The following is a 24,089-nucleotide window of genomic DNA, read 5'->3' as shown; positions in this document are numbered from 1 at the left end:
TGTAAAAATATATACAAAATAGGAAAAATTTAGATGGAAAAACAAGAAAAAATAGTATCAATGTTTAATAATATAGCCCCAACTTATGATAAAGCAAATAGAGTTTTATCAATGGGAATTGATAAAAGTTGGAGAGATAAAGCTTGTAATAAAACATTTGAATTATATGGTCAAAAAGAGATAGAAAAAATAGTAGATGTTGCTTGTGGAACAGGTGATATGATAATTTTTTGGAAGCAAAATGCAGCTAAAAAAAATATTACTTTAAAAAATATTGTGGGAATAGATCCAAGTGTTGGAATGATGGAAGTTGGAAAGAAAAAACTTCCAGAAGTTGAATTTATAGAAGCATTTGCAACATCTATGCCACTTGAAAATGAAAGCACTGATATTGTATCAATATCTTATGGAATAAGAAATGTAGTAAAAAGACAAGAGGCTTTTGTAGAGTTTGCAAGAGTTTTGAAAAAAGGTGGTTTAGTTGTGATTAGTGAATTTACAAAAAACCAAAAAGAGACACCTATTGATTATTTAACAGCTTTTTATATGGATAAAATTTTACCAGTTGTTGGTGGAATAATCTCAAAAAATAAAGAGGCTTATAGATATTTGCCAGATTCTATTGATGAGTTTTTAACAACATCAAATTTGCAAAAAGAGCTAAAAAATGCTGGATTAGAGCCAATATACACAAAAGCATTTTCTATGAAAATTTCTACACTAATAATTGCAAAAAAAATCTAAATGAATACAATTAGTGTAACTACTTTAAATACACAAATAAAATCTCTTTTAGAGACAACTTTTATGCAAGTTTTTGTTTCTGGAGAGATTTCAAATCTAGTAAATCATAGTTCTGGGCATATATATTTTTCAATAAAAGATGAGAACTCAACAATCTCTTGTGTGATGTTTAAAGGAAATACAAAATACTTAAAATTTGAGTTAGAAAATGGACAAAAAGTACAAATAACAGCAAATATTACTGTTTTTGTTCCAAGAGGAAATTATCAACTTCTTTGTACTAAAATTGAGCCAGATGGAATAGGAAGTTTGGCTTTGGCTTATGAGCAACTTAAAGCAAAACTACAAGCAAAAGGTTATTTTGAACAAAGTATTAAAAAAGCTCTTCCAAAATATCCAAAAAAAATAGCAATTGTTACAAGTGGCACAGGAGCTGCAATAGAAGATATGAAAAAAGTTGCAAGTGCTAGATGGAATTTAGTTGAGTTAATACTTATTCCAACTTTAGTTCAAGGAGCTGGAAGTATTGAAGATATTGTAAAAAATATCAAAATTGCAGATAGTTTAAACTGTGACATTATGATTGTTGGTCGAGGAGGAGGTAGTATTGAAGATTTATGGTCTTTTAATAGTGAACTTGTTGCCAATGCTATATATGAAGCAAAAACACCAATAATCTCAGCAGTTGGGCATGAAATAGATTATCTAATAAGTGATTTTGTAGCAGATATAAGAGCTGCAACTCCATCAAATGCTATGGAAATAGCACTTCCTAGTCAAAATGAACATCTTTTATATATAGATAGTTTAATTGAAAATTTTCAAAAGGTACTAAAGACAACTTTAGAAAAAAAAGAGCAAGAACTGAAAAACTTGAAATCAAATTTTGAACAAAATTCAATAAACTCTAAACTAATTTTTGTAGAGTCACAAATAAAACTCTTAAAAGAGCAGTTTTCTCAAAGTTTAAATCAAAAGTTACAAATTGCTTTTAATATTTTGGAAAATTTAAAATCAAACTACTCTTTAAATAATCCAGCAAATAGACAAAAAGATGGTTTAGTTGAATTGAGTAAAAATAAGAAGCTTATAAATTTGGATTTAGTAAAAGTAGATGATATTGTAGAGTTACAATCTATTGATATAATTGCAGAGTGTAAAATAATTAGTTTAAGTAAACAAAAGGTAAAATAACGACAATTTTGCTTGCTAAAATATTGAAATAAGGGGATTAAAATGGAACATAATCATGAAAAAAGTGTTACTCCAAATATAACTGAGTTTATGACATTTGAATTGGGAAAAATGAAATATGCTATTGAGTTACCAAAAATAAAAGAGATATTGACTTATCCAGATAATATTACTATTTTACCAAATACTTCTGATTGGGTAAAAGGTTTAATTAATTCAAGGGGAGAAGTTGTTCCTATTTTGGATATTAGAGTTAAGTTTAACACAGGTCCAGCTCTTTATGATGTAAATACTTCTATTATTATTGTAATTACTGAAGACAAAAGAATGGTTGGAATTGTAGTTGATTTAGTTGATGATACACAAAAAATAGATACTTCAATGTTAGCTTCAGTTTCTGAGATGGGTTCTGGAATTCCTGCTAGATACCTAAAAGGTTATGTAAGAGTTGAAGATAATAAAATGCTAGTTATTATGGATATAGAAAAAGTTGTTTGTAAAGAAGAGTTAGAGGATTAATTTTATAATCCTCTACTTTTAATTTTTTAATCTTCTATTGTAATTTTATTTATTTTTACATCTTCCAAAGGCTTATCACCAGCATTTCTTCCATTTGTTTTTACATTTTCAATATCTTTTACAACATCTTTCCCACTAATTACATATCCAAAAATTGTGTGCATTCCATTTAACCAGTATGTTGGAGCTGTTGTTATGAAAAATTGACTTCCATTTGTATTTTTACCTCTATTTGCCATAGCTAAAATAAATGGTTTATCAAAAACTGCATTTGGTGCAAACTCATCTTCAAAACTTTTATTCCAAATAGATTCTCCACCAGCACCTGTCCCTGTAGGATCACCACCTTGAATCATAAATCCTTTTATAACTCTGTGAAAAATTTGCCCGTCGTAGTATCCTTTTTTTGCTAAAGTAATAAAATTTTCAACAGCTTTTGGAGCTATTTTTGGCTTTAATTCTACTTTTACAATACCTTTTGATGTATCAAAAATAGCGATAGGATCTTTTTTTGTATCATCATTTGCAAATACAAAAAGTGCAAAAGATAAAAACACAAATATAATCTTTTTCATAGTTCTTTCCTTTAATTTAGTTTTATAATAAATTAGTATAGTATAATAGCTTTGAAAAAATAATAAAGGATTTTCTAAATGACTTTTGAAATGTTATACAGCAAAATTCATAGAGCAACGGTAAGTGATGCAAATCTTAACTATGTTGGTTCAATTACTATTGATGAAGAGCTTATGAATGCTAGTAATCTTAGAGTTGGTCAAAAAGTTGATATTGTAAATATTAATAATGGTGAAAGATTTCAAACTTATGTAATAAAAGGTGAGTTTGGTAAAAAAGATATGTGTCTAAATGGTGCAGCTGCAAGAAAAGTAGCTATTGGTGATAAAATAATTATAATAGCTTATGCAACATATAATGAAGAAGAATTAAAAAATTATAAACCAACAGTTGTATTAGTTGATGATAAAAATAATATAGAGCTTATTACAAATGAGCTAGTAGGAAGTGATTATGTTTGATGGAATTGATTTAAAAAATTTAAATCTTGGAGATATGATAAATAAATTTCAAGATATGGCAAAAGAGCAAGAATCAAAAAATGCAGAAAATCTTTTTACTGCAAAAGCTGGTGGTGGAATGGTTGAAATTTCAATCAATGGTAATTCTGAAGTAGTTGATTTAAAAATTGATGATTCACTTCTTGAAGATAAAGATTCATTGCAAATTTTATTGATATCTTGTATGAATGATATTATAAAACAAAGTGAAGAGAATAAAAAAAGAATGGCTATGAGTTTGATGGGAAATTTAGGTGGATTAGGAAATTTAGGTCAAAAATAGATGAAAGAACTTTTAGAAAAATTTGAGGATTATTTACTTAATAATCTTCCAAAAATAGATACTTTTCACCCAAATTTTGAAGAAGCTATGCAAGATATGCTAATAGCTGGTGGAAAAAGATTTCGACCAATGTTACTTTTAAGTGTTGTAAACTCAAATAAACCACTTTTAGTTGAAAATAGTTTAAAAGTGGCACTTGCTGTTGAATTTTTACATACATACTCACTAATTCATGATGATTTACCATCTATGGATAATTCTGATTTAAGAAGAGGTTTTACTACATTACACAAAAAATATGATGAAGTAACAGCTATTTTAGTAGGAGATGCTCTAAATAGTGAGAGCTTTAATCTAATAGCAAATTCATCACTTCATAATGATGTAAAAATAGAGCTAATTAAACTTTTGGGTGAAAATGGTGGATTAAATGGTATGATAATTGGTCAAGCAATAGATTGCTACTTTGAAAAGCAAATATTGGAACTTGAAAAGTTAGAGTTTTTACATACTCATAAAACAGCAAAGTTAATAGCAGCAAGTTTAAAAATGGGTGCTGTTATTTCAAATTATGATGAAAAGATACAAGAAGATTTATATAATTTTGGCTTGGATATAGGACTTCTTTTCCAAATCCAAGATGATATTATAGATGAACTTGAAAGTAGTGAAATTGCTGGAAAAACTACACAAAATGACAGTTTTAAAAACTCTTTTGTAAATTTATTGGGACTTGAAGAAGCAATGAATAGTGCTGATAAGTTGGCTACAAAATGTTTAAAAACATTAGATGGTTTTGATAAAAACTTAAAAGATTCTCTTTTAGAACTTCTAATAAACTATATAAATAGACACAAAAAATACAACTCTTAGTATATTTGACTAAAGGTTTATTGACAAAAAAGAAAAAATTGTATAAAATTTGGCACTTGGAATTTGCAAGTGCTAAATTCTAAGCTACAAAAGAAAATTAATTATAAAAACAAAGGAAAGAAAATGAATTTTAAACCACTAGGTGAGAGAGTTCTTGTTGAAAGAACAGAAGTTGAGAATAAAACTGCAAGTGGAATTATAATTCCAGATAATGCTAAAGAAAAACCACAAACTGCAAAAGTAGTTGCTGTTGGAAACAAAGTTGAAGATATTAAAGTTGGTGAAGTAGTTGTTTTTGAACAATTTAGAGGAACTGAAATTAAATTAGATGGAAAAGATTATTTGGTTTTAAATATTGAAAATATTATAGGAGTTATGTAATGGCAAAAGAGATTATATTTAGTGATAATGCAAGAAATAGACTGTTTGCTGGAGTTGAAAAACTTTGCGATGCAGTTAAAGTTACAATGGGACCACGAGGAAGAAATGTTTTACTTCAAAAATCTTTTGGAGCACCAACAATTACAAAAGATGGTGTAAGTGTTGCAAGAGAGATAGAACTTGCTGATACAATCGAAAATATGGGAGCTCAACTTGTAAAAGAGGTTGCTAGTAAAACTGCTGATGAAGCTGGAGATGGAACAACAACAGCAACTATTTTAGCTCACTCAATTTTCAAAGAAGGTCTTAGAAACGTAACAGCAGGTGCAAATCCAATATCTTTAAAAAGAGGTATGGATAAAGCTTGTGAAGCTATTTTAGCTGAGCTTAAAAAAGCTTCAAAAGTAGTTGCAAATAAAACAGAAATAGAGCAAGTTGCTACAATTTCAGCAAACTCTGATAGTGCAATTGGAAAAATGATTGCTGAAGCTATGGAAAAAGTTGGAAAAGACGGTGTTATAACTGTTGAAGAAGCAAAAGGTATTTCAGATGAGCTTGATGTTGTTGAAGGAATGCAGTTTGATAGAGGATATTTAAGTCCATATTTTGTTACAAATCCTGAAAAAATGACAACAGAGTTTAACAATCCATTTATTTTACTTTATGATAAAAAAATCTCTTCATTAAAAGAGATGTTACCAATACTTGAAGGTGTTAATAAATCTGGAAGACCTTTATTAATTATTGCTGAAGATGTAGATGGTGAAGCACTTGCAACACTTGTTGTAAATAGATTAAGAGGTGCATTACAAATTGCAGCTGTAAAAGCTCCAGGATTTGGTGATAGAAGAAAAGCTATGCTTGAAGATATTGCTGTTTTAACAGGTGCCATAGTTGTATCTGAAGAGATGGGAATGAAACTTGAAACTACAGATTTAAGTGCACTTGGAACTGCTTCAAAAATTGTAATTGATAAAGATAATACAACGATTGTAGATGGAAGTGGAAGTAAAGATGCAGTTGTAGGAAGAGTTAATCAAATTAAAGCAGAAATTGCAAATACAACAAGTGATTATGATAGAGAAAAACTTCAAGAAAGACTTGCAAAATTAAGTGGTGGAGTTGCTGTTATTAAAGTTGGAGCTGCAACTGAAACTGAAATGAAAGAGAAAAAAGATAGAGTTGATGATGCATTAAGTGCAACAAGAGCTGCTGTTGAAGAGGGAATTGTAATTGGTGGAGGAGCTGCACTAATAAGAGCTGCTGCTAAAGTAAAACTAGAGCTTTGTGGTGATGAGCAAATTGGGGCTGCTATTGTTTTAAGAGCTATTAAAGCACCATTAAAACAAATTGCTTTAAATGCTGGATATGATGCTGGTGTTGTTGCAAATGAAGTTGAAAAATCTTCAAATGAAAATTTAGGATTTAATGCAGCAACTGGTGAGTATGTAGATATGTTTGAAGCTGGAATTGTAGATCCTGCAAAAGTTGAAAGAGTTGCTATGCAAAATGCTGTTTCAGTAGCATCACTACTTTTAACAACAGAAGCAACTGTTACAGATATTAAAGAAGATAAACCTGCGATGCCTGATATGAGCGGTATGGGTGGAATGCCTGGAATGATGTAGAAAGGAGATTTTTTAATTTTTATAAATTAGAAAGTTAAATCTACTTTGAAAGGAGAGTGATTTTCACTCTCCTTTTTTATTATTAAAAATAAAATAAATCACAAATTTACTTTCAAAAAACCATTCTTCAAAAGCCTTTATAACTATATAATAGTTATTTTTTATTTTGGATAAAATTATTTTTTTTGGAAATATAAAATTTATATAGTTTTGATATAATTAAAAAAATGATTTTATATATTAACTTAGAATCAATATTTTAGAATAAAAAAGGTCTTAAATGAAAAGATTTTACTATGTAATAGTATTATTTTTTATTTTTAATATTTCTTTGTTTGCACAAAGTGATAAATCATTTATAGTAATAGATGCTGATACAAATAAAGTTTTAATAGAAGAAAAATCAAATAAAAAATATAAAATAGCAAGTCTGACAAAAATTTGGACTGCTTTAATTGTTTTGGAAAATATTAATTTAGATGATAAAGTGGTAATTTCAAAAAAAGCATCCTTGCAAGAAGGCTCATCTGTTTATTTAAAAGAGAAGCAAATTTGTACTATAAAAGATTTGGTTTATGGAATGTTGCTTCGCTCTGGAAATGATGCTTCTGTTGCTTTGGCAGAACATATTGCTGGAAGTGAAAAAGAGTTTGTAACTCTTATGAATAAAAGAGCAAAAGAATTTGGCATAAAGAATACAAAATTTGTAGATGTTACAGGTCTTGGAAATAATATATCAACAGCAAAAGATGTAGCAATTATGTTTGAATTGGCTTTAAAAAATAACAAATTTAAAGATATATCAAGCCAACCATCATATAAAAATAGTTTAGATGGTCAAATTTGGAAAAATAAGCATAAACTAGTTGTATATGATAGTAAGGCTTTTGCAGGGAAAACTGGATATACAAAACAAAGTGGAAGAACTTTAGCTACTGCTTTTTATGATGAGAAAAGCTCTAAGTCATTTATAGTAGTTACATTAAATGAAAAAGATGATTGGAAAGTTCATAAATCTTTGGCTCAAAAAGTTTTTATGAAATAAGATTAATTTAAAAAAATATATATAAATTATGGAGTGTTTGTGAAATTATTTTTATTATTTTTAGTAAGCACATTTTTGTATTCATCAAGCTTAGAAAAAGTATCTATTCAGTTTAATTGGAAATATCAGTTTGAAGTTGCTGGATTTATTGCTGCAAAAGAGAAAAGATTTTATGAGAATGCTGGTTTGGATGTTGAGCTTAAAGAGTATAATCCAGAAGTAGATATACTTTTTGATGTTTTAAATAAGAAAGTTACATATGGAATATCAAGTTCAAATATAGTTTTAGAAAATAAGAAGTTAGCTTCAATAGTTCTTTTGGCAACTTATTTACAAAAATCACCTTTAGTTTTTATAACAAAACCAGAGATAAAAACTCCTTCACAGTTTTTGGGAAAAACTATTATGGGAAATAAGGATGAGTTTAAAAATAGCTCTTTAGCACTTCTTTTATCTCATTTTAATATAAATTTCTCAAATACAAAATTTAGACCACATAATTTTAAAATAGATGATTTTATTAGTGGTAAAGTTGAAATAATGAGTGCTTTTAGGTCAAATCAACTATATGAATTAGATAAAAGAAATATAGATTACAACATAATAGATCCAGCTGATTATGGCTTTGTTATGAGTGCTATAAATTTATATACTTCAAAAGAGGAAGCTTTTAATAATAAAGCTAGAACACAAAAATTTATAGAAGCAACAAATCGTGGTTGGGAATATGCTTTAAATAATAAAGAAGAGATTATAGATATTTTAATAAACAAATATAGAGTTGATAAGTCAAAAGAAGCACTTCTTTATGAAACAGATGTTGTAAGTCAAGTTATGATGAGAGATTTTTATCCTATTGGAAAAGTAAGTCCTGAATTAACACAAAGATTGGTAAAACAGTTGAGTTACTCTGGCATGATAGAAGTAAATCAAAAAGTAAATAATATTTTTTTTGAAAATATAGTAGATAAGATTCCTAGTGATTTTTCTTTAACAAAAAATGAAAAAGAGTATTTAAATAGTAAACATAGCGTAAAGATGTGTATTGACCCTTATTGGTATCCAATAGAGTTTATAAAAGATGGAGAAATATCTGGAATAACATCTGATTTAAAGAGATATTTTGAAGAAAAAATTCAAACAAATATAGAGTTGGTTTCTACAAATAATTGGAAAGAATCTCTTGAATTTATAAAAAATAAAAAGTGTGATATTATCTCTTCAATTTCTCCTAGCTACGATAGAATGAGCTATTTAAATTTTACAAAACCAATATTAACTCTTCCTGTTGTAGTTGCAACACAAAAAGACAAACCTTTTTTAAGAGATATTTCACTTCTTGGAAATGAAAAAATAGCTATTTTAAAAGGACATTTTATTGCTGAATATTTCAAAGATAATTTACCATATATGAAAATAGTTGAAGTTTCTTCTATGAATGAAGGGCTTGATTTAGTAGAGAAAGGAGATGTTTATGGATATGTTGATAATTCACTTGTTTTATCTTCAACAATACAAAAAGAGTTTTCAAATAGTTTAAAAATTAGTTTTAGATTTGATATTTTAGATGAACTTTCAATAGGAACAAGAAATGATGAGCCTATTTTAAATGAGATATTTTCAAGGCTTGTAGATGATTTAGATGAAGTAAAAAAACAAGAGTTTTTAAATAATTGGACAATTATTACCGAACAAGTTGGTTGGTTTAGCTTAAAAGAGATGATATTTTTAGTAATATTTACAACTACTATTTTTGGTGGATTAGTATTTTATCAAAGAAGATTAAAAGTATTAAACAAAAAGCTTCAAAAACTATATTTAACAGATAAATTAACAGGACTTTATAATAGATTTAAAATTGATAAAGAGCTTTTTTTGCAAAAAGAGAAGATAGATAGAAATAGTAGTTATTCATGTGGTTTAATGCTTATTGATATTGATTATTTTAAAAGTATAAACGATACTTTTGGACACTTAGAAGGAGATAATATTTTAAAAGATATTTCTAATTTACTAAAAAATAATCTTAGAAAAATTGATATTGTTGGAAGATGGGGAGGAGAAGAGTTTTTGATTATTCTTCCATTTACTTCAAAAGAGATTTCAAAAAAAGTTGCTGAAAATTTAAGAGTTCTTATTGAAGAAAATAATTTTACTTATATGATGGATAGAAAAATAACGATTAGCGTAGGAGTAACAGAGTTTTCAAAGAGTAAAAGTGTAGAAGATACTCTTTTACTCGTAGATAATTTACTTTATAAAGCTAAAGAAAATGGAAGAAATAGGGTTGAGCTATCTTAATTTATTTGATAGTTTATAGGAATTTGAATATTCCAAACAGTTTTATTTAGTTCGTTTGGGATAGATTCAAAAAATCCTATATTTGTAAGAAGTTCAATACTTGCTTCATCTAGCTTTTCAAATTTTGATTTATTAATAATTTTTATATTTGTAACTTTTCCATCTTTTAAAATATCAAAAGATACTATAACTTTTCCAGTTTGATTTAAGCGTTTTGCAACTTTTGGATAGACTTTATTTTTCTCTATTTTATTTTTTACTTTTGCTAAATATTCACTCTCTAAATTTTGATTTGTTTGGTTATTTGAATTTTCCTGAATAGAAGATTCTTGTTTTGATTGAGTTTGATTTTGTGCAAGTTGGTCTACTTTTTCAATATTTTCAGTTGGTTTTTCAACAATTTCTTGAACAACTTTCTCAATTTTTTTCTCTTGTTTTACAATCTTTTTTTCAACTTTTTTTGGTTTTTCAATAACTTTTGGAGCAGGTTTTTCAACAATTTTTTCAATAATTGGTTCAGGAATAATCTCTTTTTCTACCTCTTTTGCAACTTCTTCTACTTTTTGAATGGCAACACTATTTAAAGATATTTTTGTAATACTCTCTTCTTCTTTCTTTGTTTCAAAACTTACATCATTTATTACATTAATAAAAATTAAAGCAATAGACAAATATAAGAAGCTAGTTATAAAAAAAGAGTTTAAATATCGTTTCATTTTAAGCCTTTACTTTTTTGTTACTATTGATACATTCGAGAATTCATTTTTCTTTAACATATCTAAAACATTTACAAAATGTTCAAATTTTGTCTCTTTATCAGTATTTAAATGAATTGGTGTATCTTTAGATTTTTCTAAAAGTTCAAACTCAATATTTTCTAAAGATATGTTTATATCTTCTAAAAATAATTCACCTTGATTATTTATAACTATAATTATCTCTTTGTCGCTTTTTAAGTTGCTAGCATTTTTAGAATCTGGCAAATTTACGGGAATTATTCCTTTTGTTATAAATGTAGAAGTTAATAAAACTATTGCTAGAAGTACTAATAAAACATCTATAAATGGAATTACATTTATTGAATCATACTTCTGTAGCTTCATAATCACTTTCCAAAACTTCTGCAAATCTACTTAAGATATTGTAAAAAACCATTGAAATAATGGCAACAACTAAACCAGCAGCAGTTGCTTTAAGTGCAAGCGCTAAGCTTTCCATAATTTTTGAAGCATCTATATCTCCTGCATTTCCCATTGTCATAAATGTAAGCATAATTGCTAAAACTGTTCCTAAAAGTCCAATATATGGAGAGTTTGAAGCAATAGTACCGATTATTGTAAGATGTTTTGTAAGTGCAATATCTAAAGCTTTTTTTGTTTTATAGCTTTTTACATCTATTTTTTTGTAAAATAAAACTCTTTCAATAAAGAAAAATACAGCAATAAAGCTCATAACTACTAATAATGCTATTACCCCATAATCAACTAAATGTTTTAATGTTTCAATATCTTGCATAAAATCAAACCTTTTTTTAAATTTTCAAAATTTTATTACAATATTGATAATAATTATCTTAATTTTGCAATAAAATTAATTTTTTGTTAAAATAGCATTAAAATATATTATATATAATTTCGCATAAACTTAATAAGGAAAGAGAATTGAGAAAACTACTATTATTTTTATTTTTCTTGAATATATTTATAAATCATTTAAATGCAAACGAGAAAGATTTACAAATTATTCAAAAAGATAAAAAAGAGTATAGACTTTTGGATAAAGAATCTATACAAACAAGACAACAAAGTCAAAAATATGATTGGATAAGTCCTATTGATTTAAGCGGAAATATTGGAAGAAATCACTCATTTTCTGATGAAAATAGCCGTAATTTAAATAATAAAAACACAAAAAGTGCATCTATTGGATTTACTCAATCTATTTATGAATCAGGTGGAATAGGTTTTAAAATGGATTATGCTGATAATAGATTTAAATATGAGATGTTGTCATGGGAGAATCAAAATTCACAATTGATTTATACAATTTATAATACTTTATTAGATATTAAAAAATTAAATCTAGAGATAAAGCAAAATGAGTATAGGATTGTAAATAAAGATATTGAATTAATAATTAAAAAAATTCAATATGATGCTGGAAGAGCTGATATTATAGAGCTAAATAATGCAATTATGAGTAAAAATTTAATACAAAAAGAAGAGATAGTTTTAAAAAATAGTTTAAAAGACAAAGAGCAAGAATTAGCAAAATATACAGATTTGAAGTATGAAGATATAGAAATCTTAGATTTTCAAGGAACTCAAAAAGATATTTTTTTGGATAAAAACTATTCAATTTTGGAAGCAGATGCAAAAGTTGAGATGTTAAATAGTGAATATAAAATAAAAAAAAGTCAATATCTTCCAAAACTAAGTTTAAGAGCAAATGCTAGTTATTCAAATCAAGATGAGAAGTTTAATAGTATGATTAATGATACAAATAAGGATGATGCAAGTTCTAGTGGAAGTTTGATTTTGTCTATGCCTTTATATGATTATACAAAATCTTCAAAAATTCAAGAGTCAAAAATAGAAGTTTTAAAACAAAAAGCTTTGGTAAATGATTTGAAAAATGAAACAGCATTTGAGTATGAACAGATTTTTACAAAAATTGATACATATTCAAAACAAAATGAGACAATAAATAAAAATATAAAACTTTATGAAGAGTTAATAGGTGCAAACCAAATCTCAAGTGAAGCTGGAATGACATCAAAGTATGATTTAGAGATTTTAGAAAATACAAAAACTGTAAATGAGTTTGATATTTTGATAAACAACATAAATATTTTGCAACAATATGCAAAACTATATTTTAAGATAAAAAATTAAAGGTTAAAAGATTATGAGTAACTTAAAAGACGAGCTAAATAATTACAAAGATAAGAAAAGTTCTTACAAATATATAATTTTGGGAATTGTTGTTTTTGTTATTGCTATTTTAATTTATATGTTTTTCCCAAAAAATGATAACCAAAAAGTAGAATATGTAACTTCAAAAGTAAAAACTGGTGATTTGATGGTTGTTGTTAGTGCTAGTGGAAATATAAAACCTACAAATAGTGTTGAAATTGGAATTGAAGTATCTGGAACTATAAAAGAGATTTTTGTAGATTTTAATGATGAAGTTAAGGTTGGACAAGTTTTAGCAAAAATTGATACATTAAAGCTAGATGCACAAGTTGAAAGTTCAAAAGCAGCTTTAGCTATTGCAAAAGCAAATCAAAAAGAGAGTGAAGTAGCTCTTAAAAATAAAAAATTACTATATGATAGAACAAAAAAAATGTTTGATAACTCAGGTGGAAAATATCCATCACAAAATGAGTTTGATGATACAAGATTTTCTTATGAATCAGCCCTTGCAAGTTTAGAAGCATCAAAATCAAAAGTTCTTCAAGCTTCATCAAACTTAAAAAATGATTTACAAAATTTAGAAAAAGCTTCTGTTAAATCTTCTATTGATGGAATAGTTTTAAATAGAGAAGTAGAAATAGGGCAGACATTAGCAGCTACTATGCAAGCTCCAAAACTTTTTACTCTTGCAAAAGATTTGACAAATATGGATTTAGTTGTAAGTATTGATGAAGCAGATGTTGCTGATATTAAAGATAATTTAGATGTAACTTTTACAGTTGATGCATATCCAAATAAAGAGTTCAAAGGGAAAATAAAACAAGTAAGATTAAATCCAATTACTACAAATGGTGTTGTAACTTATGAAACTGTTGTAAGTGTTGATAATAGTGAACTTCTTTTAAAACCAGGAATGACAGCAAATGCAAAGATTATTACAAAAAATATAAAAGAGCAGGTTTTAATTCCAAATAGTGCATTAAGATTTATACCAAAAAATAGTACTGAAAAAATAGGTGCAAAACCAGCTAGTTTTGGAACTCCACCAAATTTTAGACCTCAAGGAAGTGTTACAAAAGATAATAAAGCAAAAGATGGTTTGTCAACTATTTATATTCTTGAATCTGGAAAACCAAAAGAGTTAAAAGTTAAAGTAGTAGATAGTGATTCAAAACAGTCATCTGTGTTATCTGAAACTTTAAAAATTGGTGATGAAGTAATTATTTCACAAAAATCTGGAAATTAAAAATTTATGAAAAATAGTGAAATTTTAATTGAATTTAAAAATATAAAAAAGAGCTATGGAAAAGATGCAAATGAGACTTTTGCTTTAAATGGAGTTGATTTAAAGATTTATAAAGGTGAATTTGTAGCTATTATGGGAGCTAGTGGAAGTGGGAAATCTACTTCTATGAATATTATTGGATGTTTGGATAAGCCAAGTAGTGGAGAATATTTATTTGATGGTGTAAATGTTGAAAATTTAAATCTAAATCAAATGGCAATTTTACGAAGAAATTATATAGGTTTTGTTTTTCAAGGTTTTAATTTACTAGGAAGAACAACTGCTTTAGAAAATGTTGAATTACCGCTTGTCTATAGAAAAATAGCAAAAGATAAACGATATGAGATGGCAAAAGAAGCTTTAAAAAAAGTAGGTCTTGAAAGTGTTATTAAACATACTCCAGCAGAACTAAGTGGTGGACAGCAACAACGTGTTGCAATAGCACGTGCTATTGTTACAGACCCACTTTTGCTTTTAGCAGATGAGCCTACTGGAAATCTTGATAGTATTAAAAGTATTGAAGTTATGGAGCTATTAAAAAAATTAAATGAAGAGTTGAATATTACTATTATTATGGTGACACATGAAGAAGAGATGGCTGCTTATGCTTCAAGAGTTATATATTTTAGAGATGGAAATATAGAAGATTCTTTAAAAAAAGGATTTAAATAATGTTGTTAAATGCTTTATTAATAGCAATTAAAGAGATAAGAAGAAATATATTAAGATCTATTCTTACAATATTAGGAATTGTAATTGGTGTTGCTTCTGTAATTGCTATGGTTATGATAGGAGATGGAACAACAGCAAATGTAACAGCAAATATAGAAAAACTTGGAAGCAATATGTTAAATGTTCGAGTTGGTCAAGAAAAAAGAGGAGCTCCTAGAGATGATAATAGTGCAAAACCTTTTAAAATCGAAGATATAATTGCTATAAAAAATGAAGTGGCAAATCTAAAAGGAGTTACAGCAGAAAACTCTGGTATGGCAAATGTTGTTTTTGGAAATAAAAGTAATTCATCTTTGATTGTTGGAACTACAAGTGATTATTTTATTATAAAAGATTGGGAAGTTGAACAAGGAAGAGCTTTCGATGAAAATGAACTTTCAAGTGGAAAAAGTGTTTGTATTTTGGGAACAACAGTTGTGAAAAATCTTTTTGGAGATGAAAATCCAATAGGTGCAACTATTAGATTAAAAAACTTTCCTTGTAGTGTAATTGGAGTTTTAGCTTCAAAAGGAGCAAGTAGTTTTGGAAGAGATCAAGATGAGGTTGTAATAACTCCACTTAAAATGTATCAAAGAAAAATTCAAGGAAATTTAGATGTATCTACGATAATTGTGTCAGTTATGGAAGAAAAATATATTGAAGATGCTAAAGCTGAAATAATCACATTAATGCAAGATAGAAGAGCTATAAAAGTAGGCGAGAGTGATAATTTCCATATCCGTGATATGAAAGATATTTTAAATACAATGACAAGTACAACAAAGATGTTAACATATTTATTGGGTTCTATTGCTGCTATTTCTTTACTTGTTGGTGGGATTGGGATTATGAATATTATGCTTGTTTCGGTGACTGAAAGAACAAGAGAGATTGGAATACGACTTGCTATTGGTGCTATGCAAAGTGAAGTTTTACTTCAATTTCTAATTGAAGCAATAGTTCTTTCAACTTGGGGTGGTATTATTGGTATTTTACTTGGTCTTGGGGTAGGTTATGGAGTTGTTGGAATATTTGAATTACCGTATATTATAAACACTCAAATTATTTTAATATCGTTTATATTCTCAACTTTAATAGGTGTAGTTTTTGGATATTTTCCTGCAAGAAAAGCTGCAAGATTAAATCCAATAGATGCTTTGAGGTATGAGTAAAATAAAATTAAAACAGAGTTTTTTGTAATAAAGACTCTGTTTCTCCTAAAGCTTTTAGCTTAAAACTAAATCTATGAATATCACTTCTTCCAAACTCTTTGATAGCTTCAATATGAGCTTTTGTTCCATATCCCTTATGTTTATGAAAGTTATAGTTTGCATAAAGTGGTGAAATTTCATCCATAAATCTATCTCGGCTTACTTTTGCTAAAATTGAAGCAGCACTAACTTGCGGATATTTTGCATCTGCTTTTATCTCTTTTTTAAGATTTTGTATACCAAAATTTGTATTTCCATCCATCAAAAAATTACTACTAAACTCTTGTAAGTGTTCCATTATTTCTAAAATTGAAGATTTTAAACAAAAACTAATACCAAAATCATCTATCTCTTTTGCACTTTTGAAAACTATATGATATTTTGATTTCTCTTTTATTTCATCAAAGAGTTTTTCTCTTTTTTTTTCACTCAAGACTTTTGAATCATCTAATCCTAAAATATTTTTTTCCAAAATAACACCAGCAACAACCAATGGACCAGCAAGTGGACCACGACCTGCTTCATCTATTCCACATAAATTTTTCATAAAAACCTTTTATTTTTCTTAGAAAAGTATTATAATAGAAAATATATTTTATATAAAACTTGACAAGACTTGACTAAAGTTATATAATAACATTAGCAATTAAACAATAGGAGTGCTAATATGAATGACAATATTTTTGAAAAAATGACAAATCAACTAAGAGAAACAATAGATAGTAGCGTAGCTTTAGCTTTGCATAATAAAAATCAAGAGGTACAAATAGTTCACTTAATTTGGGCATTGCTTACAAATACTAATTCAGTTTTGAATCAATTATTAAATAAAATGAATGTAAATAAAGCTGCAATTGAGCTTGAAGCAAAATCAAATGCAAATAAACTTCCAAGTGTAAGTAGTGTTACAAAAGAGAGTATAAAATTATCACGTGAGCTTTATGAGAGTTTCCAAAAATCGCAAGGACAAATGGCAAGCAATGGAGATAAGTTTATAGCAATTGATACATGGTTAATTGCAAACTTTGATAATAGTTTTGTAAAAGATATTTTAGGTAAATATATAGATTTAAAAGAAGCAAAAAAAGAGCTTGAAGCTATGAGAGCTGGGAAAACAATTGATAGTAATAGTGGAGATGATAATCTTGAAGCTTTAAATAAATATGGAATAGATTTAAATAAAATGGCAATTGATGGGAAGTTAGATCCTGTTATTGGAAGAGATGAGCAAATTAGCAGAATGATGCAAATTTTGATAAGAAAAACAAAAAATAATCCTATTTTAATAGGAGAACCAGGAACTGGAAAAACAGCAATTGCAGAAGGCTTAGCTCAAAGAATAGTAAATAAAGATGTACCTACAAGCTTACTTAATAAAAGAGTTGTAACTTTAGATATGAGTTCACTTATTGCTGGTGCAAAATATAGAGGTGAGTTTGAAGATAGACTTAAATCTGTAATTGATGAAGTTAAAGAAGCTGGAAATATAATTTTATTTATTGATGAGATTCATACAATTATTGGAGCAGGTGCAAGTGAAGGTTCTATGGATGCTGCAAATATCCTAAAACCAAGCCTTGCAAGGGGAGAATTACATACAATTGGTGCAACAACACTAAAAGAGTATAGAAAGTATTTTGAAAAAGATACAGCAATGCAAAGAAGATTTCAGCCTATAAAAGTAGATGAACCAAGTGTTAATGAAGCTTTACAAATTTTAAGAGGTATAAAAGAGAAGCTTGAAACTCATCACAATGTTACTATAAATGATAGTGCATTAGTTGCAGCTGCAAAATTATCAAATAGATATATAACAGATAGATTTTTACCAGATAAAGCAATAGATTTAATAGATGAAGCAGCAGCTGAACTTAAAATGCAAATAGAGAGTGAACCAACAGTTTTATCAACTATTAAAAGAGAGATTCAGACTTTAAATGTTGAAAAAGAAGCTCTTAAAATGGAAAAAAATAAGAAAAATGATGAGAGAGTTTTAGAAATTGAAAAAGAAATTGCAAATAAAAAAGAAGAAAAACAAAGTTTAGAGTCAAGATTTGAAAATGAAAAACAAGTATTTAACTCTGCAAGTGAGTTAAAAGTTAAAATTGATGAACTTAAAACAAAAGCAAATATAGCTAAACGTGAGTCAAAATTTGAAGAAGCTGCAAAAATAGAGTATGGAGAGATTCCAGCTTTAGAGCTTAAAATAAAAGAAAATGAAGAAAAATGGGCAATTATGCAAAAAGAGGGGACTTTATTAAGAAATAGTGTTGATGAAGAGTCAATTGCATCTATTGTTTCAAGATGGACAGGAATTCCTGTTAATAAGATGATGGATAGTGAAAAACAGAAAATTTTAAAAGTTGAAGAGGTTTTAAAGCAGGATGTAATAGGTCAAGATGAAGCAATAAAAGCAATAAGCAGGGCAATTAAAAGAAATAAAGCAGGCTTGAGTGAAACTTCACGACCAATAGGAAGTTTCTTATTTTTAGGACCAACAGGAGTTGGAAAAACTGAAAGTGCAAAAACATTAGCAAAATTCTTGTTTGATGACCAAAAATCACTTATTAGATTTGATATGAGTGAATATATGGAAAAACATGCAGTTTCAAGATTAGTTGGAGCAGCACCAGGATATGTTGGATATGAAGAAGGTGGTCAGCTAACAGAAGCTGTAAGAAGAAAACCTTATAGTGTAATATTATTTGATGAGGTTGAAAAAGCACATCCAGATGTATTTAATATACTTTTACAAGTGCTTGATGATGGAAGATTAACTGATAACAAAGGTGTTACAGTTGATTTTAAAAATACAATTATAATTTTGACTTCAAATATTGGAAGTTCAAGAATTATTGAAATCAGTGATAAAGAAGATAGAAGAAAAGCAGTTTTAGATGAGTTAAAATCTCATTTTAGACCTGAGTTTTTAAATAGACTTGATGATATTGTAATTTTTGAACAATTAGGAATTGAGGCTATTACAAATATTGTAGAAATATTATTTAATAATATTAAGAAAAAAGTTGAAGAAAAAGGTATAAAAATATCTTTAACAAATGAAGCAAAAGAGTATATTGCAAAAGTTGGTTTTGATCCTGTTTATGGAGCTAGACCTCTTAAAAGAGCTATTTATGAGATAGTTGAAGATAAGCTTGCTGATTTAATACTTGAAGATAGTATTGGTGAGGGAAGTCATGTTGAATTTGATATCAAAAAAGATGAGATTGTTGTAAGTGTATCTTAAAGAAAAGAATAGTTTAAGTAAAAATTGCCTATAATCCACAACTTAATTTTGAAAAAATATAAAAGGGTAAGAGTAAGATGAAAAGAACATATCAACCACATAACACTCCTAAGAAAAGAACTCACGGGTTTAGAGTAAGAATGGCTACGAAAAATGGTAGAAGAGTAATTAATGCAAGAAGAGCTAAAGGTAGAAGCAGATTAGCTGTTTAAGTAAGGACTTTAGGCTTAATAGCCAAAAAGAGTTCAACAAACTTTATAAAAGCGGTAAAAGTTGGCATACGCCGACTTTTGTCGCTTTTTTTATGCCAAAAAATGATCTAAAATTGGCTTTCGTTGCTTCAAAAAAGATTGGAAATGCAGTTTTTAGAGCAAAGGCAAAGAGAAGACTAAGAGCTTGCATTTTGAATTATGAAGATAGACTAAAAGAAGGAAGCTATATTTTTGTAGCTAAAAATCTAATACACGAGAAGAATTTTCAAGATTTAAAAAGAGATTTTAATTTTGCTTTCAAAAGGCTAGAAGTTCTTAAATGAAAGCTCTCTCAAGACTTTTTATAAGGTTTTATCAAAAATATTTAACAGTTTTATCATATGGTTCGTGTAGATACTATCCAACATGTTCACAATATGCACTTTGGCAACTTGATAATAATGGTTTTTTTAAGGCTATTTTTTATACAATAATACGCATTTTAAAGTGTAACCAACTTTTTGATGGTGGTTTTGACTATCCAGTAATAAATAGGTTAAAAAAAAATCAAAATATCAAATATAATAAAATCAAAATAGTATATTGGTATGTGCCTTTAAAAAATGGAAAATTTTTAGTAGTAAAAAACAGGGAGTGGAAGAAGTAGGATGAATAGTAGTAATAATCAAAACAGTGGTTTACAAAAACGAATGATAATAATGACCGTATTGGTTTTTGTATTTTTTATAGCTTATGAATTTTTGGTTTTAAAGCCAAAACAGATTGAGAAGATGGAACAACAAAAAATAGAGCAAGAGCAAAAAGCAAATTTGGCTCCAGAGATAAAAGAGCAAATAAATGATAATACAAGCTCTTTAGCACCAGTAGTTAATGAGAGTAAAAATATTGTTGCTACAATTAAAACAGAGAAAAATATTATAGAAATTGACAACTTAGGTCGTATATATCAAGTTACTTTGCTTGAAGAAAAGTATAAAGATGATAAAAATAATCGAATTAAACTTTTTTCTGATAATCAGTTAAGACCTTTAGAAGTTAGATTTTCAAATAGAGTTTTAAATGATGAAGCTTTTAAAGTAGATGTAATAGCTAGTTCTTCTGCTATCGATGCTACAACAAATAATCAAGAGCTAACTTTAACTCAAACTCTAAGTGGTACAACTTTGACAAAAAAGTTTACATTTTATCCAGATGGACACTATGATTTAGCTGTTAGTTCTACAAATAATGAGCAGTTTTTTATTACAAATGGATTTAGACCAAATGTTTTGGCTGATATGTACGCTGTTCATGGATTTATTGCAAAGCTAAATGATGGAACTTTAGATACTATAGAAGATGGTGATTTAAAAAGCAATAAAGATTTAGTAGGTGTTAAATTTATATCAAATTTTGATAGATATTATGCAACTGTTATTTATAACTTTGAAAAATCACTAGCAGTTACTCTTATGCCTGATGCAAACAATGATCCTCAAGCATTTATTCAAGCAGGAACTAGTACAAATTTTAGTGGATTTACAGGACCAAAAAATTATAAAGATTTAGAAGCCTTAAATCCTGAATTAATTGATGTAATAGATTACGGTTGGTTTACATTTATTGCAAAACCAATGTTTGTACTTCTTCAATTTTTACAAGGATATATTGGAAACTGGGGTTGGACTATTGTTGCTTTAACTATTTTAATTAAACTTGTGCTTTATCCTTTATCATATAAAGGTATGATGAGTATGCAAAAACTTAAAGATTTAGCACCAAAAATGAAAGATATTCAAGCAAAATATAAAGGCGATAAGCAAAAACAATCAATGGCAATGATGGAATTGTATAAAAAACATGGTGCAAACCCAATGGGTGGATGTTTACCATTAATTTTACAAATTCCAGTTTTCTTTGCTATTTATAGAGTTTTAATTAATGCAATTGAGTTAAAAGGTGCTGAATGGATTTTTTGGATACATGATTTAGCTGAGATGGATCCATATTTTGTATTACCAATTTTAATGGGTGCAACAATGTATATTCAACAAAAAATTACACCAAATACAATGCAAGATGAGATGCAAAAGAAGATTTTCCAACTATTACCAATAGTATTTACATTCTTCTTCTTGTGGTTCCCAGCAGGACTTACTCTATATTGGTTTGTAAATAACTTATTTACTATAGCTCAACAATATACTATTAATAGAATATTTGAGAAAAAAAGAGTCGCAAATACTAATTAAGTAGGAAGTTATGAAAAAGTTTGAAGCAGATAGTTTAGAAAAAGCCTACGAAATGGCAACTTTAGAGTTTGGATGTTCAATTACAGAGCTTTCAATCGAAGTATTTCAGCAACCAAGTAATGGTTTTTTGGGTTTTGGAAAAAAACAAGCGATAATATGTGCTGTTTGTAAAACAGATAAAGTAGATAACAACAATTCTTTGAAATCTTATAAAAATAAGAGTGTAAATATAGAAGATGTTAGCTCAAGATTAGAAAGTTCTAATAAGAATAGTGTTGAAAAAGATTACAAGATAATTTTAGAAACTGAAGAAGTTTCTTGTAATGTTCCAAAAGTTGAATCAAAAGAGAAGATTTTTGATAAGTTTTATCATGAGGAAAAATCAAATGATATTTCAAAAATTATAATCAAAAAATCAAAAGATGAAATAATATCTGAGATAAAAAATGGTTTAAATCTTTTGTTTGAGAAATCTTGTTTTAGATTAGAAGATATAAAAGTTAGTTTTTATGATGATGAGACAATTTTTATTGAATTTTTGGGAGAAGATTCTGCACTACTTATTGGTAAAGAGGGCTATAGATACAAGGCTTTATCATATATCTTATTTAACTGGATAAATGATAAATTTGGATTGATGCTTCGCCTTGAAGTTGCTGAATTTTTGAAAAATCAAGAAGCTGCTATTTGTCTATACCTAGAGCCTGTAATTGAGATAATCAAAGAGAAAGGAAGCTTTAAAACAAAGCCTCTTGATGGTATTTTAGTGCATATTGCTCTTAAAAGATTAAGAGAAGAGTTTCCTTTAAAATATGTTGCTGTTAAAACAAATATAAAAGGTGAAAAATATGTACTTGTAAATGAGTACAAACAAAAAGAAGATTAATATTGTATAACGATGACACTATTGTAGCAATTGCTACAGCATCTGGAATAGGTTCTATTTCCATAGTTAGAGTTTCAGGAGCAAAAGCTCTTGAAATTGCTTTTAAAATTTCACAAAAAACTACTATAAATCCAAGAGTTGCAACACTTTCTTATTTGTATGATAAAGATCAAAATATTATAGATGAAGCTATTGTTTTATATTTCAAAGCTCCAAACTCTTTTACAGGAGAAGATATAGTTGAGTTTCAAATTCATGGTGGATTTGCTATTGCTTCAATTGTTTTGGATACAGTTTTAGAATATGGCGGAAGAATGGCAACTGCTGGAGAGTTTTCAAAAAGAGCTTTTTTGAATAATAAAATAGATTTGAGTAAAGCAGAAGCTATATCAAAAATAATTGAAGCAAGAAGTAGTGATGCTGTAAAATTATTAGCTAGACAACTAAAGGGTGAGCTTAAAGATTTTGTAGAAGATATTAGAGAAGATTTGCTTTTTATGCTTGCATATACAGAGGTTAGTATTGATTATGCTGAAGAAGATTTACCTAGTGATATTTTTTTGAAAATTGAAGAAAAGATAGCTTCAATAGAACAAAAACTGGAAAATACGCTAGAAGCTAGCAAAAGAAGAGAAGGTATGATTGATGGGTTTAAAGTTGCAATCATTGGAAAGCCAAATGTTGGAAAATCTAGTCTTTTAAACAAGCTACTTAACTATGATAGAGCTATTATTTCTGATATTGCAGGAACTACAAGAGATACTATTGAAGAGAGTGTAAAAATAGGAACTCATATTATTAAAATAGTCGATACTGCTGGAATTAGAGAAAATACAAGTGATGTAATTGAACAAATTGGAATTGAAAAATCAATAAATGCTATAAATGAAGCTGATATTATTGTGGCTTTGTTTGATAATAGCAGAATTAAAGATAGTGAAGATGATAAGATTTTAGAGCTTTTAACTTCACAAGAAAATAAAAATATTATTAAAATTTTAAATAAAACAGATTTACCAACATCTTTTGAAAAAGATTTAATAGGTGAATTTATTGAGCTTTCAACAAAACAAAATATTAATTTACTTATTAAGAGTATAGAAAAAATATTAGATGAAAATAGTGGAACAGATGAGCTGACACTAGTTTCAAAAAGACAAATAAATAGTGTTGAAAATACATTACAAAATATAAAAATGGCAAAAACTCCACTATATAGTGGAGAATTAGAGTTTTTTGCACACCATATAACAGAAGCTTTACATGATATCTCAAATATTACTAGACCTTATGAAAATGATGAGATGTTAGATGTTATGTTTGGTGAATTTTGTTTAGGAAAATAGT

At 27.6% G+C, this 24,089-nt stretch carries 26 protein-coding genes; 21 read left to right on the top strand and 5 right to left on the bottom strand.

The window, feature by feature from the left end:
• Nucleotides 1-33 precede the first annotated feature (33 nt).
• Genes ubiE through CJ670_RS06810 form a run of 3 tightly spaced genes read left to right on the top strand, consistent with a single transcriptional unit; the run spans nucleotide 34 to nucleotide 2,457 of the window.
• On the top strand, nucleotides 34-744 hold the full coding sequence (gene ubiE, locus CJ670_RS06820; protein WP_105939390.1) for a bifunctional demethylmenaquinone methyltransferase/2-methoxy-6-polyprenyl-1,4-benzoquinol methylase UbiE: 711 nt from the start codon (nucleotides 34-36) through the stop codon (nucleotides 742-744).
• Nucleotides 745-1,938, top strand: coding sequence for an exodeoxyribonuclease VII large subunit (gene xseA, locus CJ670_RS06815; protein ID WP_105939389.1), 1,194 nt, complete (start codon nucleotides 745-747; stop codon nucleotides 1,936-1,938).
• A gap of 42 nt (nucleotides 1,939-1,980) precedes the next feature.
• Nucleotides 1,981-2,457, top strand: coding sequence for a chemotaxis protein CheW (locus tag CJ670_RS06810; protein WP_105911123.1), 477 nt, complete (start codon nucleotides 1,981-1,983; stop codon nucleotides 2,455-2,457).
• Nucleotides 2,458-2,483: 26 nt separating this feature from the next.
• Here the strand turns inward: CJ670_RS06810 and CJ670_RS06805 are convergent, their stop codons facing one another.
• Complete coding sequence (locus tag CJ670_RS06805) at nucleotides 2,484-3,032, bottom strand: peptidylprolyl isomerase (protein WP_105939388.1); 549 nt, start codon at nucleotides 3,030-3,032, stop codon at nucleotides 2,484-2,486.
• Between the two features lie 78 nt (nucleotides 3,033-3,110).
• On the opposite strand from CJ670_RS06805, the gene panD reads away from it, so the two are divergent.
• The 7 genes from panD (at nucleotide 3,111) to CJ670_RS06770 (ending at nucleotide 10,044) form a co-directional block, all read left to right on the top strand.
• Nucleotides 3,111-3,494, top strand: coding sequence for an aspartate 1-decarboxylase (gene panD / locus CJ670_RS06800; protein WP_105939387.1), 384 nt, complete (start codon nucleotides 3,111-3,113; stop codon nucleotides 3,492-3,494).
• The gene (locus CJ670_RS06795) at nucleotides 3,487-3,816 is read left to right on the top strand and encodes a YbaB/EbfC family nucleoid-associated protein (RefSeq protein ID WP_105939386.1); all 330 of its coding nucleotides are present in this window, start codon (nucleotides 3,487-3,489) and stop codon (nucleotides 3,814-3,816) included. Before panD ends, CJ670_RS06795 begins: the two co-directional genes overlap by 8 nt.
• Nucleotides 3,817-4,689 (top strand): polyprenyl synthetase family protein, encoded by an 873-nt coding sequence (locus CJ670_RS06790; RefSeq protein ID WP_105911119.1) that lies wholly within the window; start codon nucleotides 3,817-3,819, stop codon nucleotides 4,687-4,689.
• 123 nt (nucleotides 4,690-4,812) lie between these two features.
• Entirely contained in the window at nucleotides 4,813-5,070 is a 258-nt protein-coding gene (groES, locus tag CJ670_RS06785; RefSeq protein WP_105939385.1) for a co-chaperone GroES, read from the top strand.
• Nucleotides 5,070-6,698: a chaperonin GroEL gene (groL, locus tag CJ670_RS06780; protein WP_105939384.1), complete on the top strand. Its 1,629-nt coding sequence runs from the start codon at nucleotides 5,070-5,072 to the stop codon at nucleotides 6,696-6,698. Before groES ends, groL begins: the two co-directional genes overlap by 1 nt.
• 280 nt (nucleotides 6,699-6,978) lie before the next feature.
• Nucleotides 6,979-7,743: a D-alanyl-D-alanine carboxypeptidase family protein gene (locus CJ670_RS06775; protein WP_105939383.1), complete on the top strand. Its 765-nt coding sequence runs from the start codon at nucleotides 6,979-6,981 to the stop codon at nucleotides 7,741-7,743.
• 39 nt (nucleotides 7,744-7,782) lie between these two features.
• A complete protein-coding gene (locus CJ670_RS06770) occupies nucleotides 7,783-10,044 on the top strand; it encodes a diguanylate cyclase (protein WP_133161063.1) in 2,262 nt (753 codons plus the stop codon).
• Here CJ670_RS06770 and CJ670_RS06765 read toward each other — a convergent pair.
• The 3 genes from CJ670_RS06765 to exbB are packed head-to-tail and all read right to left on the bottom strand — an operon-like array spanning nucleotide 10,041 to nucleotide 11,559.
• Nucleotides 10,041-10,760 carry an energy transducer TonB gene (locus CJ670_RS06765; RefSeq protein ID WP_105939381.1) on the bottom strand — a complete coding sequence of 240 codons (720 nt, stop codon included), beginning with the start codon at nucleotides 10,758-10,760 and terminating at the stop codon, nucleotides 10,041-10,043. The two genes, CJ670_RS06770 and CJ670_RS06765, sit on opposite strands and share 4 nt — an antisense overlap.
• A gap of 9 nt (nucleotides 10,761-10,769) precedes the next feature.
• Nucleotides 10,770-11,147, bottom strand: coding sequence for a TonB system transport protein ExbD (gene exbD / locus CJ670_RS06760; RefSeq protein WP_105911113.1), 378 nt, complete (start codon nucleotides 11,145-11,147; stop codon nucleotides 10,770-10,772).
• A complete protein-coding gene (gene exbB, locus CJ670_RS06755; RefSeq protein WP_105911112.1) occupies nucleotides 11,128-11,559 on the bottom strand; it encodes a TonB-system energizer ExbB in 432 nt (143 codons plus the stop codon). Before exbB ends, exbD begins: the two co-directional genes overlap by 20 nt.
• A gap of 146 nt (nucleotides 11,560-11,705) precedes the next feature.
• On the opposite strand from exbB, the gene CJ670_RS06750 reads away from it, so the two are divergent.
• The 4 genes from CJ670_RS06750 to CJ670_RS06735 are packed head-to-tail and all read left to right on the top strand — an operon-like array spanning nucleotide 11,706 to nucleotide 16,127.
• Nucleotides 11,706-12,938, top strand: a complete 1,233-nt coding sequence (locus tag CJ670_RS06750; RefSeq protein ID WP_105939380.1) for a TolC family protein — start codon at nucleotides 11,706-11,708, stop codon at nucleotides 12,936-12,938.
• Between the two features lie 13 nt (nucleotides 12,939-12,951).
• Entirely contained in the window at nucleotides 12,952-14,205 is a 1,254-nt protein-coding gene (locus CJ670_RS06745) for an efflux RND transporter periplasmic adaptor subunit (protein WP_105939379.1), read from the top strand.
• Between the two features lie 6 nt (nucleotides 14,206-14,211).
• The gene (locus CJ670_RS06740) at nucleotides 14,212-14,916 is read left to right on the top strand and encodes an ABC transporter ATP-binding protein (RefSeq protein ID WP_105939378.1); all 705 of its coding nucleotides are present in this window, start codon (nucleotides 14,212-14,214) and stop codon (nucleotides 14,914-14,916) included.
• Nucleotides 14,916-16,127, top strand: a complete 1,212-nt coding sequence (locus CJ670_RS06735) for an ABC transporter permease (protein WP_105939377.1) — start codon at nucleotides 14,916-14,918, stop codon at nucleotides 16,125-16,127. Before CJ670_RS06740 ends, CJ670_RS06735 begins: the two co-directional genes overlap by 1 nt.
• 7 nt (nucleotides 16,128-16,134) lie before the next feature.
• On the opposite strand, the gene CJ670_RS06730 is transcribed toward CJ670_RS06735, so the two are convergent.
• The gene (locus CJ670_RS06730; protein WP_105939376.1) at nucleotides 16,135-16,713 is read right to left on the bottom strand and encodes a ribonuclease HII; all 579 of its coding nucleotides are present in this window, start codon (nucleotides 16,711-16,713) and stop codon (nucleotides 16,135-16,137) included.
• Between the two features lie 120 nt (nucleotides 16,714-16,833).
• Here CJ670_RS06730 and CJ670_RS06725 point away from each other — a divergent pair, with 120 nt between their 5' ends.
• The 7 genes from CJ670_RS06725 to mnmE all read left to right on the top strand — a co-directional run bounded on the left by CJ670_RS06725 (nucleotide 16,834) and on the right by mnmE (nucleotide 24,088).
• Nucleotides 16,834-19,413 (top strand): ATP-dependent Clp protease ATP-binding subunit, encoded by a 2,580-nt coding sequence (locus CJ670_RS06725; protein ID WP_105939375.1) that lies wholly within the window; start codon nucleotides 16,834-16,836, stop codon nucleotides 19,411-19,413.
• Nucleotides 19,414-19,490: 77 nt separating this feature from the next.
• Nucleotides 19,491-19,625, top strand: a complete 135-nt coding sequence (gene rpmH, locus CJ670_RS06720) for a 50S ribosomal protein L34 (RefSeq protein ID WP_105911105.1) — start codon at nucleotides 19,491-19,493, stop codon at nucleotides 19,623-19,625.
• Nucleotides 19,613-19,948 (top strand): ribonuclease P protein component, encoded by a 336-nt coding sequence (rnpA, locus tag CJ670_RS06715; protein ID WP_105911104.1) that lies wholly within the window; start codon nucleotides 19,613-19,615, stop codon nucleotides 19,946-19,948. The genes rpmH and rnpA overlap by 13 nt, the downstream gene beginning before the upstream one ends.
• On the top strand, nucleotides 19,945-20,271 hold the full coding sequence (gene yidD, locus CJ670_RS06710) for a membrane protein insertion efficiency factor YidD (protein WP_105939374.1): 327 nt from the start codon (nucleotides 19,945-19,947) through the stop codon (nucleotides 20,269-20,271). The genes rnpA and yidD overlap by 4 nt, the downstream gene beginning before the upstream one ends.
• 1 nt (nucleotide 20,272) lies before the next feature.
• A complete protein-coding gene (yidC, locus tag CJ670_RS06705; protein ID WP_105939373.1) occupies nucleotides 20,273-21,856 on the top strand; it encodes a membrane protein insertase YidC in 1,584 nt (527 codons plus the stop codon).
• A gap of 10 nt (nucleotides 21,857-21,866) precedes the next feature.
• A complete protein-coding gene (locus CJ670_RS06700; protein ID WP_105939372.1) occupies nucleotides 21,867-22,742 on the top strand; it encodes a Jag N-terminal domain-containing protein in 876 nt (291 codons plus the stop codon).
• 2 nt (nucleotides 22,743-22,744) lie between these two features.
• On the top strand, nucleotides 22,745-24,088 hold the full coding sequence (gene mnmE, locus CJ670_RS06695) for a tRNA uridine-5-carboxymethylaminomethyl(34) synthesis GTPase MnmE (protein WP_105911100.1): 1,344 nt from the start codon (nucleotides 22,745-22,747) through the stop codon (nucleotides 24,086-24,088).
• Nucleotide 24,089 lies beyond the last annotated feature (1 nt).

Source organism: Arcobacter cryaerophilus gv. crypticus, from assembly GCF_002993025.1.
GTDB classification, from domain to species: Bacteria; Campylobacterota; Campylobacteria; order Campylobacterales; family Arcobacteraceae; genus Aliarcobacter; species Aliarcobacter cryaerophilus_B.
This window is presented reverse-complemented; position numbering and strand designations above follow the sequence as displayed.

Excerpts from the sequence above, each read along its gene's own strand:
- ubiE (WP_105939390.1), top strand. The coding sequence starts at position 34 with ATGGAAAAACAAGAAAAAATAGTATCAATGTTTAATAATATAGCCCCA.
- xseA (WP_105939389.1), top strand. The coding sequence starts at position 745 with ATGAATACAATTAGTGTAACTACTTTAAATACACAAATAAAATCTCTT.
- CJ670_RS06810 (WP_105911123.1), top strand. The coding sequence starts at position 1,981 with ATGGAACATAATCATGAAAAAAGTGTTACTCCAAATATAACTGAGTTT.
- CJ670_RS06805 (WP_105939388.1), bottom strand. The coding sequence starts at position 3,032 with ATGAAAAAGATTATATTTGTGTTTTTATCTTTTGCACTTTTTGTATTT.
- panD (WP_105939387.1), top strand. The coding sequence starts at position 3,111 with ATGACTTTTGAAATGTTATACAGCAAAATTCATAGAGCAACGGTAAGT.
- CJ670_RS06795 (WP_105939386.1), top strand. The coding sequence starts at position 3,487 with ATGTTTGATGGAATTGATTTAAAAAATTTAAATCTTGGAGATATGATA.
- CJ670_RS06790 (WP_105911119.1), top strand. The coding sequence starts at position 3,817 with ATGAAAGAACTTTTAGAAAAATTTGAGGATTATTTACTTAATAATCTT.
- groES (WP_105939385.1), top strand. The coding sequence starts at position 4,813 with ATGAATTTTAAACCACTAGGTGAGAGAGTTCTTGTTGAAAGAACAGAA.
- groL (WP_105939384.1), top strand. The coding sequence starts at position 5,070 with ATGGCAAAAGAGATTATATTTAGTGATAATGCAAGAAATAGACTGTTT.
- CJ670_RS06775 (WP_105939383.1), top strand. The coding sequence starts at position 6,979 with ATGAAAAGATTTTACTATGTAATAGTATTATTTTTTATTTTTAATATT.
- CJ670_RS06765 (WP_105939381.1), bottom strand. The coding sequence starts at position 10,760 with ATGAAACGATATTTAAACTCTTTTTTTATAACTAGCTTCTTATATTTG.
- exbD (WP_105911113.1), bottom strand. The coding sequence starts at position 11,147 with ATGAAGCTACAGAAGTATGATTCAATAAATGTAATTCCATTTATAGAT.
- exbB (WP_105911112.1), bottom strand. The coding sequence starts at position 11,559 with ATGCAAGATATTGAAACATTAAAACATTTAGTTGATTATGGGGTAATA.
- CJ670_RS06745 (WP_105939379.1), top strand. The coding sequence starts at position 12,952 with ATGAGTAACTTAAAAGACGAGCTAAATAATTACAAAGATAAGAAAAGT.
- CJ670_RS06740 (WP_105939378.1), top strand. The coding sequence starts at position 14,212 with ATGAAAAATAGTGAAATTTTAATTGAATTTAAAAATATAAAAAAGAGC.
- CJ670_RS06735 (WP_105939377.1), top strand. The coding sequence starts at position 14,916 with ATGTTGTTAAATGCTTTATTAATAGCAATTAAAGAGATAAGAAGAAAT.
- CJ670_RS06730 (WP_105939376.1), bottom strand. The coding sequence starts at position 16,713 with ATGAAAAATTTATGTGGAATAGATGAAGCAGGTCGTGGTCCACTTGCT.
- CJ670_RS06725 (WP_105939375.1), top strand. The coding sequence starts at position 16,834 with ATGAATGACAATATTTTTGAAAAAATGACAAATCAACTAAGAGAAACA.
- rpmH (WP_105911105.1), top strand. The coding sequence starts at position 19,491 with ATGAAAAGAACATATCAACCACATAACACTCCTAAGAAAAGAACTCAC.
- yidD (WP_105939374.1), top strand. The coding sequence starts at position 19,945 with ATGAAAGCTCTCTCAAGACTTTTTATAAGGTTTTATCAAAAATATTTA.
- yidC (WP_105939373.1), top strand. The coding sequence starts at position 20,273 with ATGAATAGTAGTAATAATCAAAACAGTGGTTTACAAAAACGAATGATA.
- CJ670_RS06700 (WP_105939372.1), top strand. The coding sequence starts at position 21,867 with ATGAAAAAGTTTGAAGCAGATAGTTTAGAAAAAGCCTACGAAATGGCA.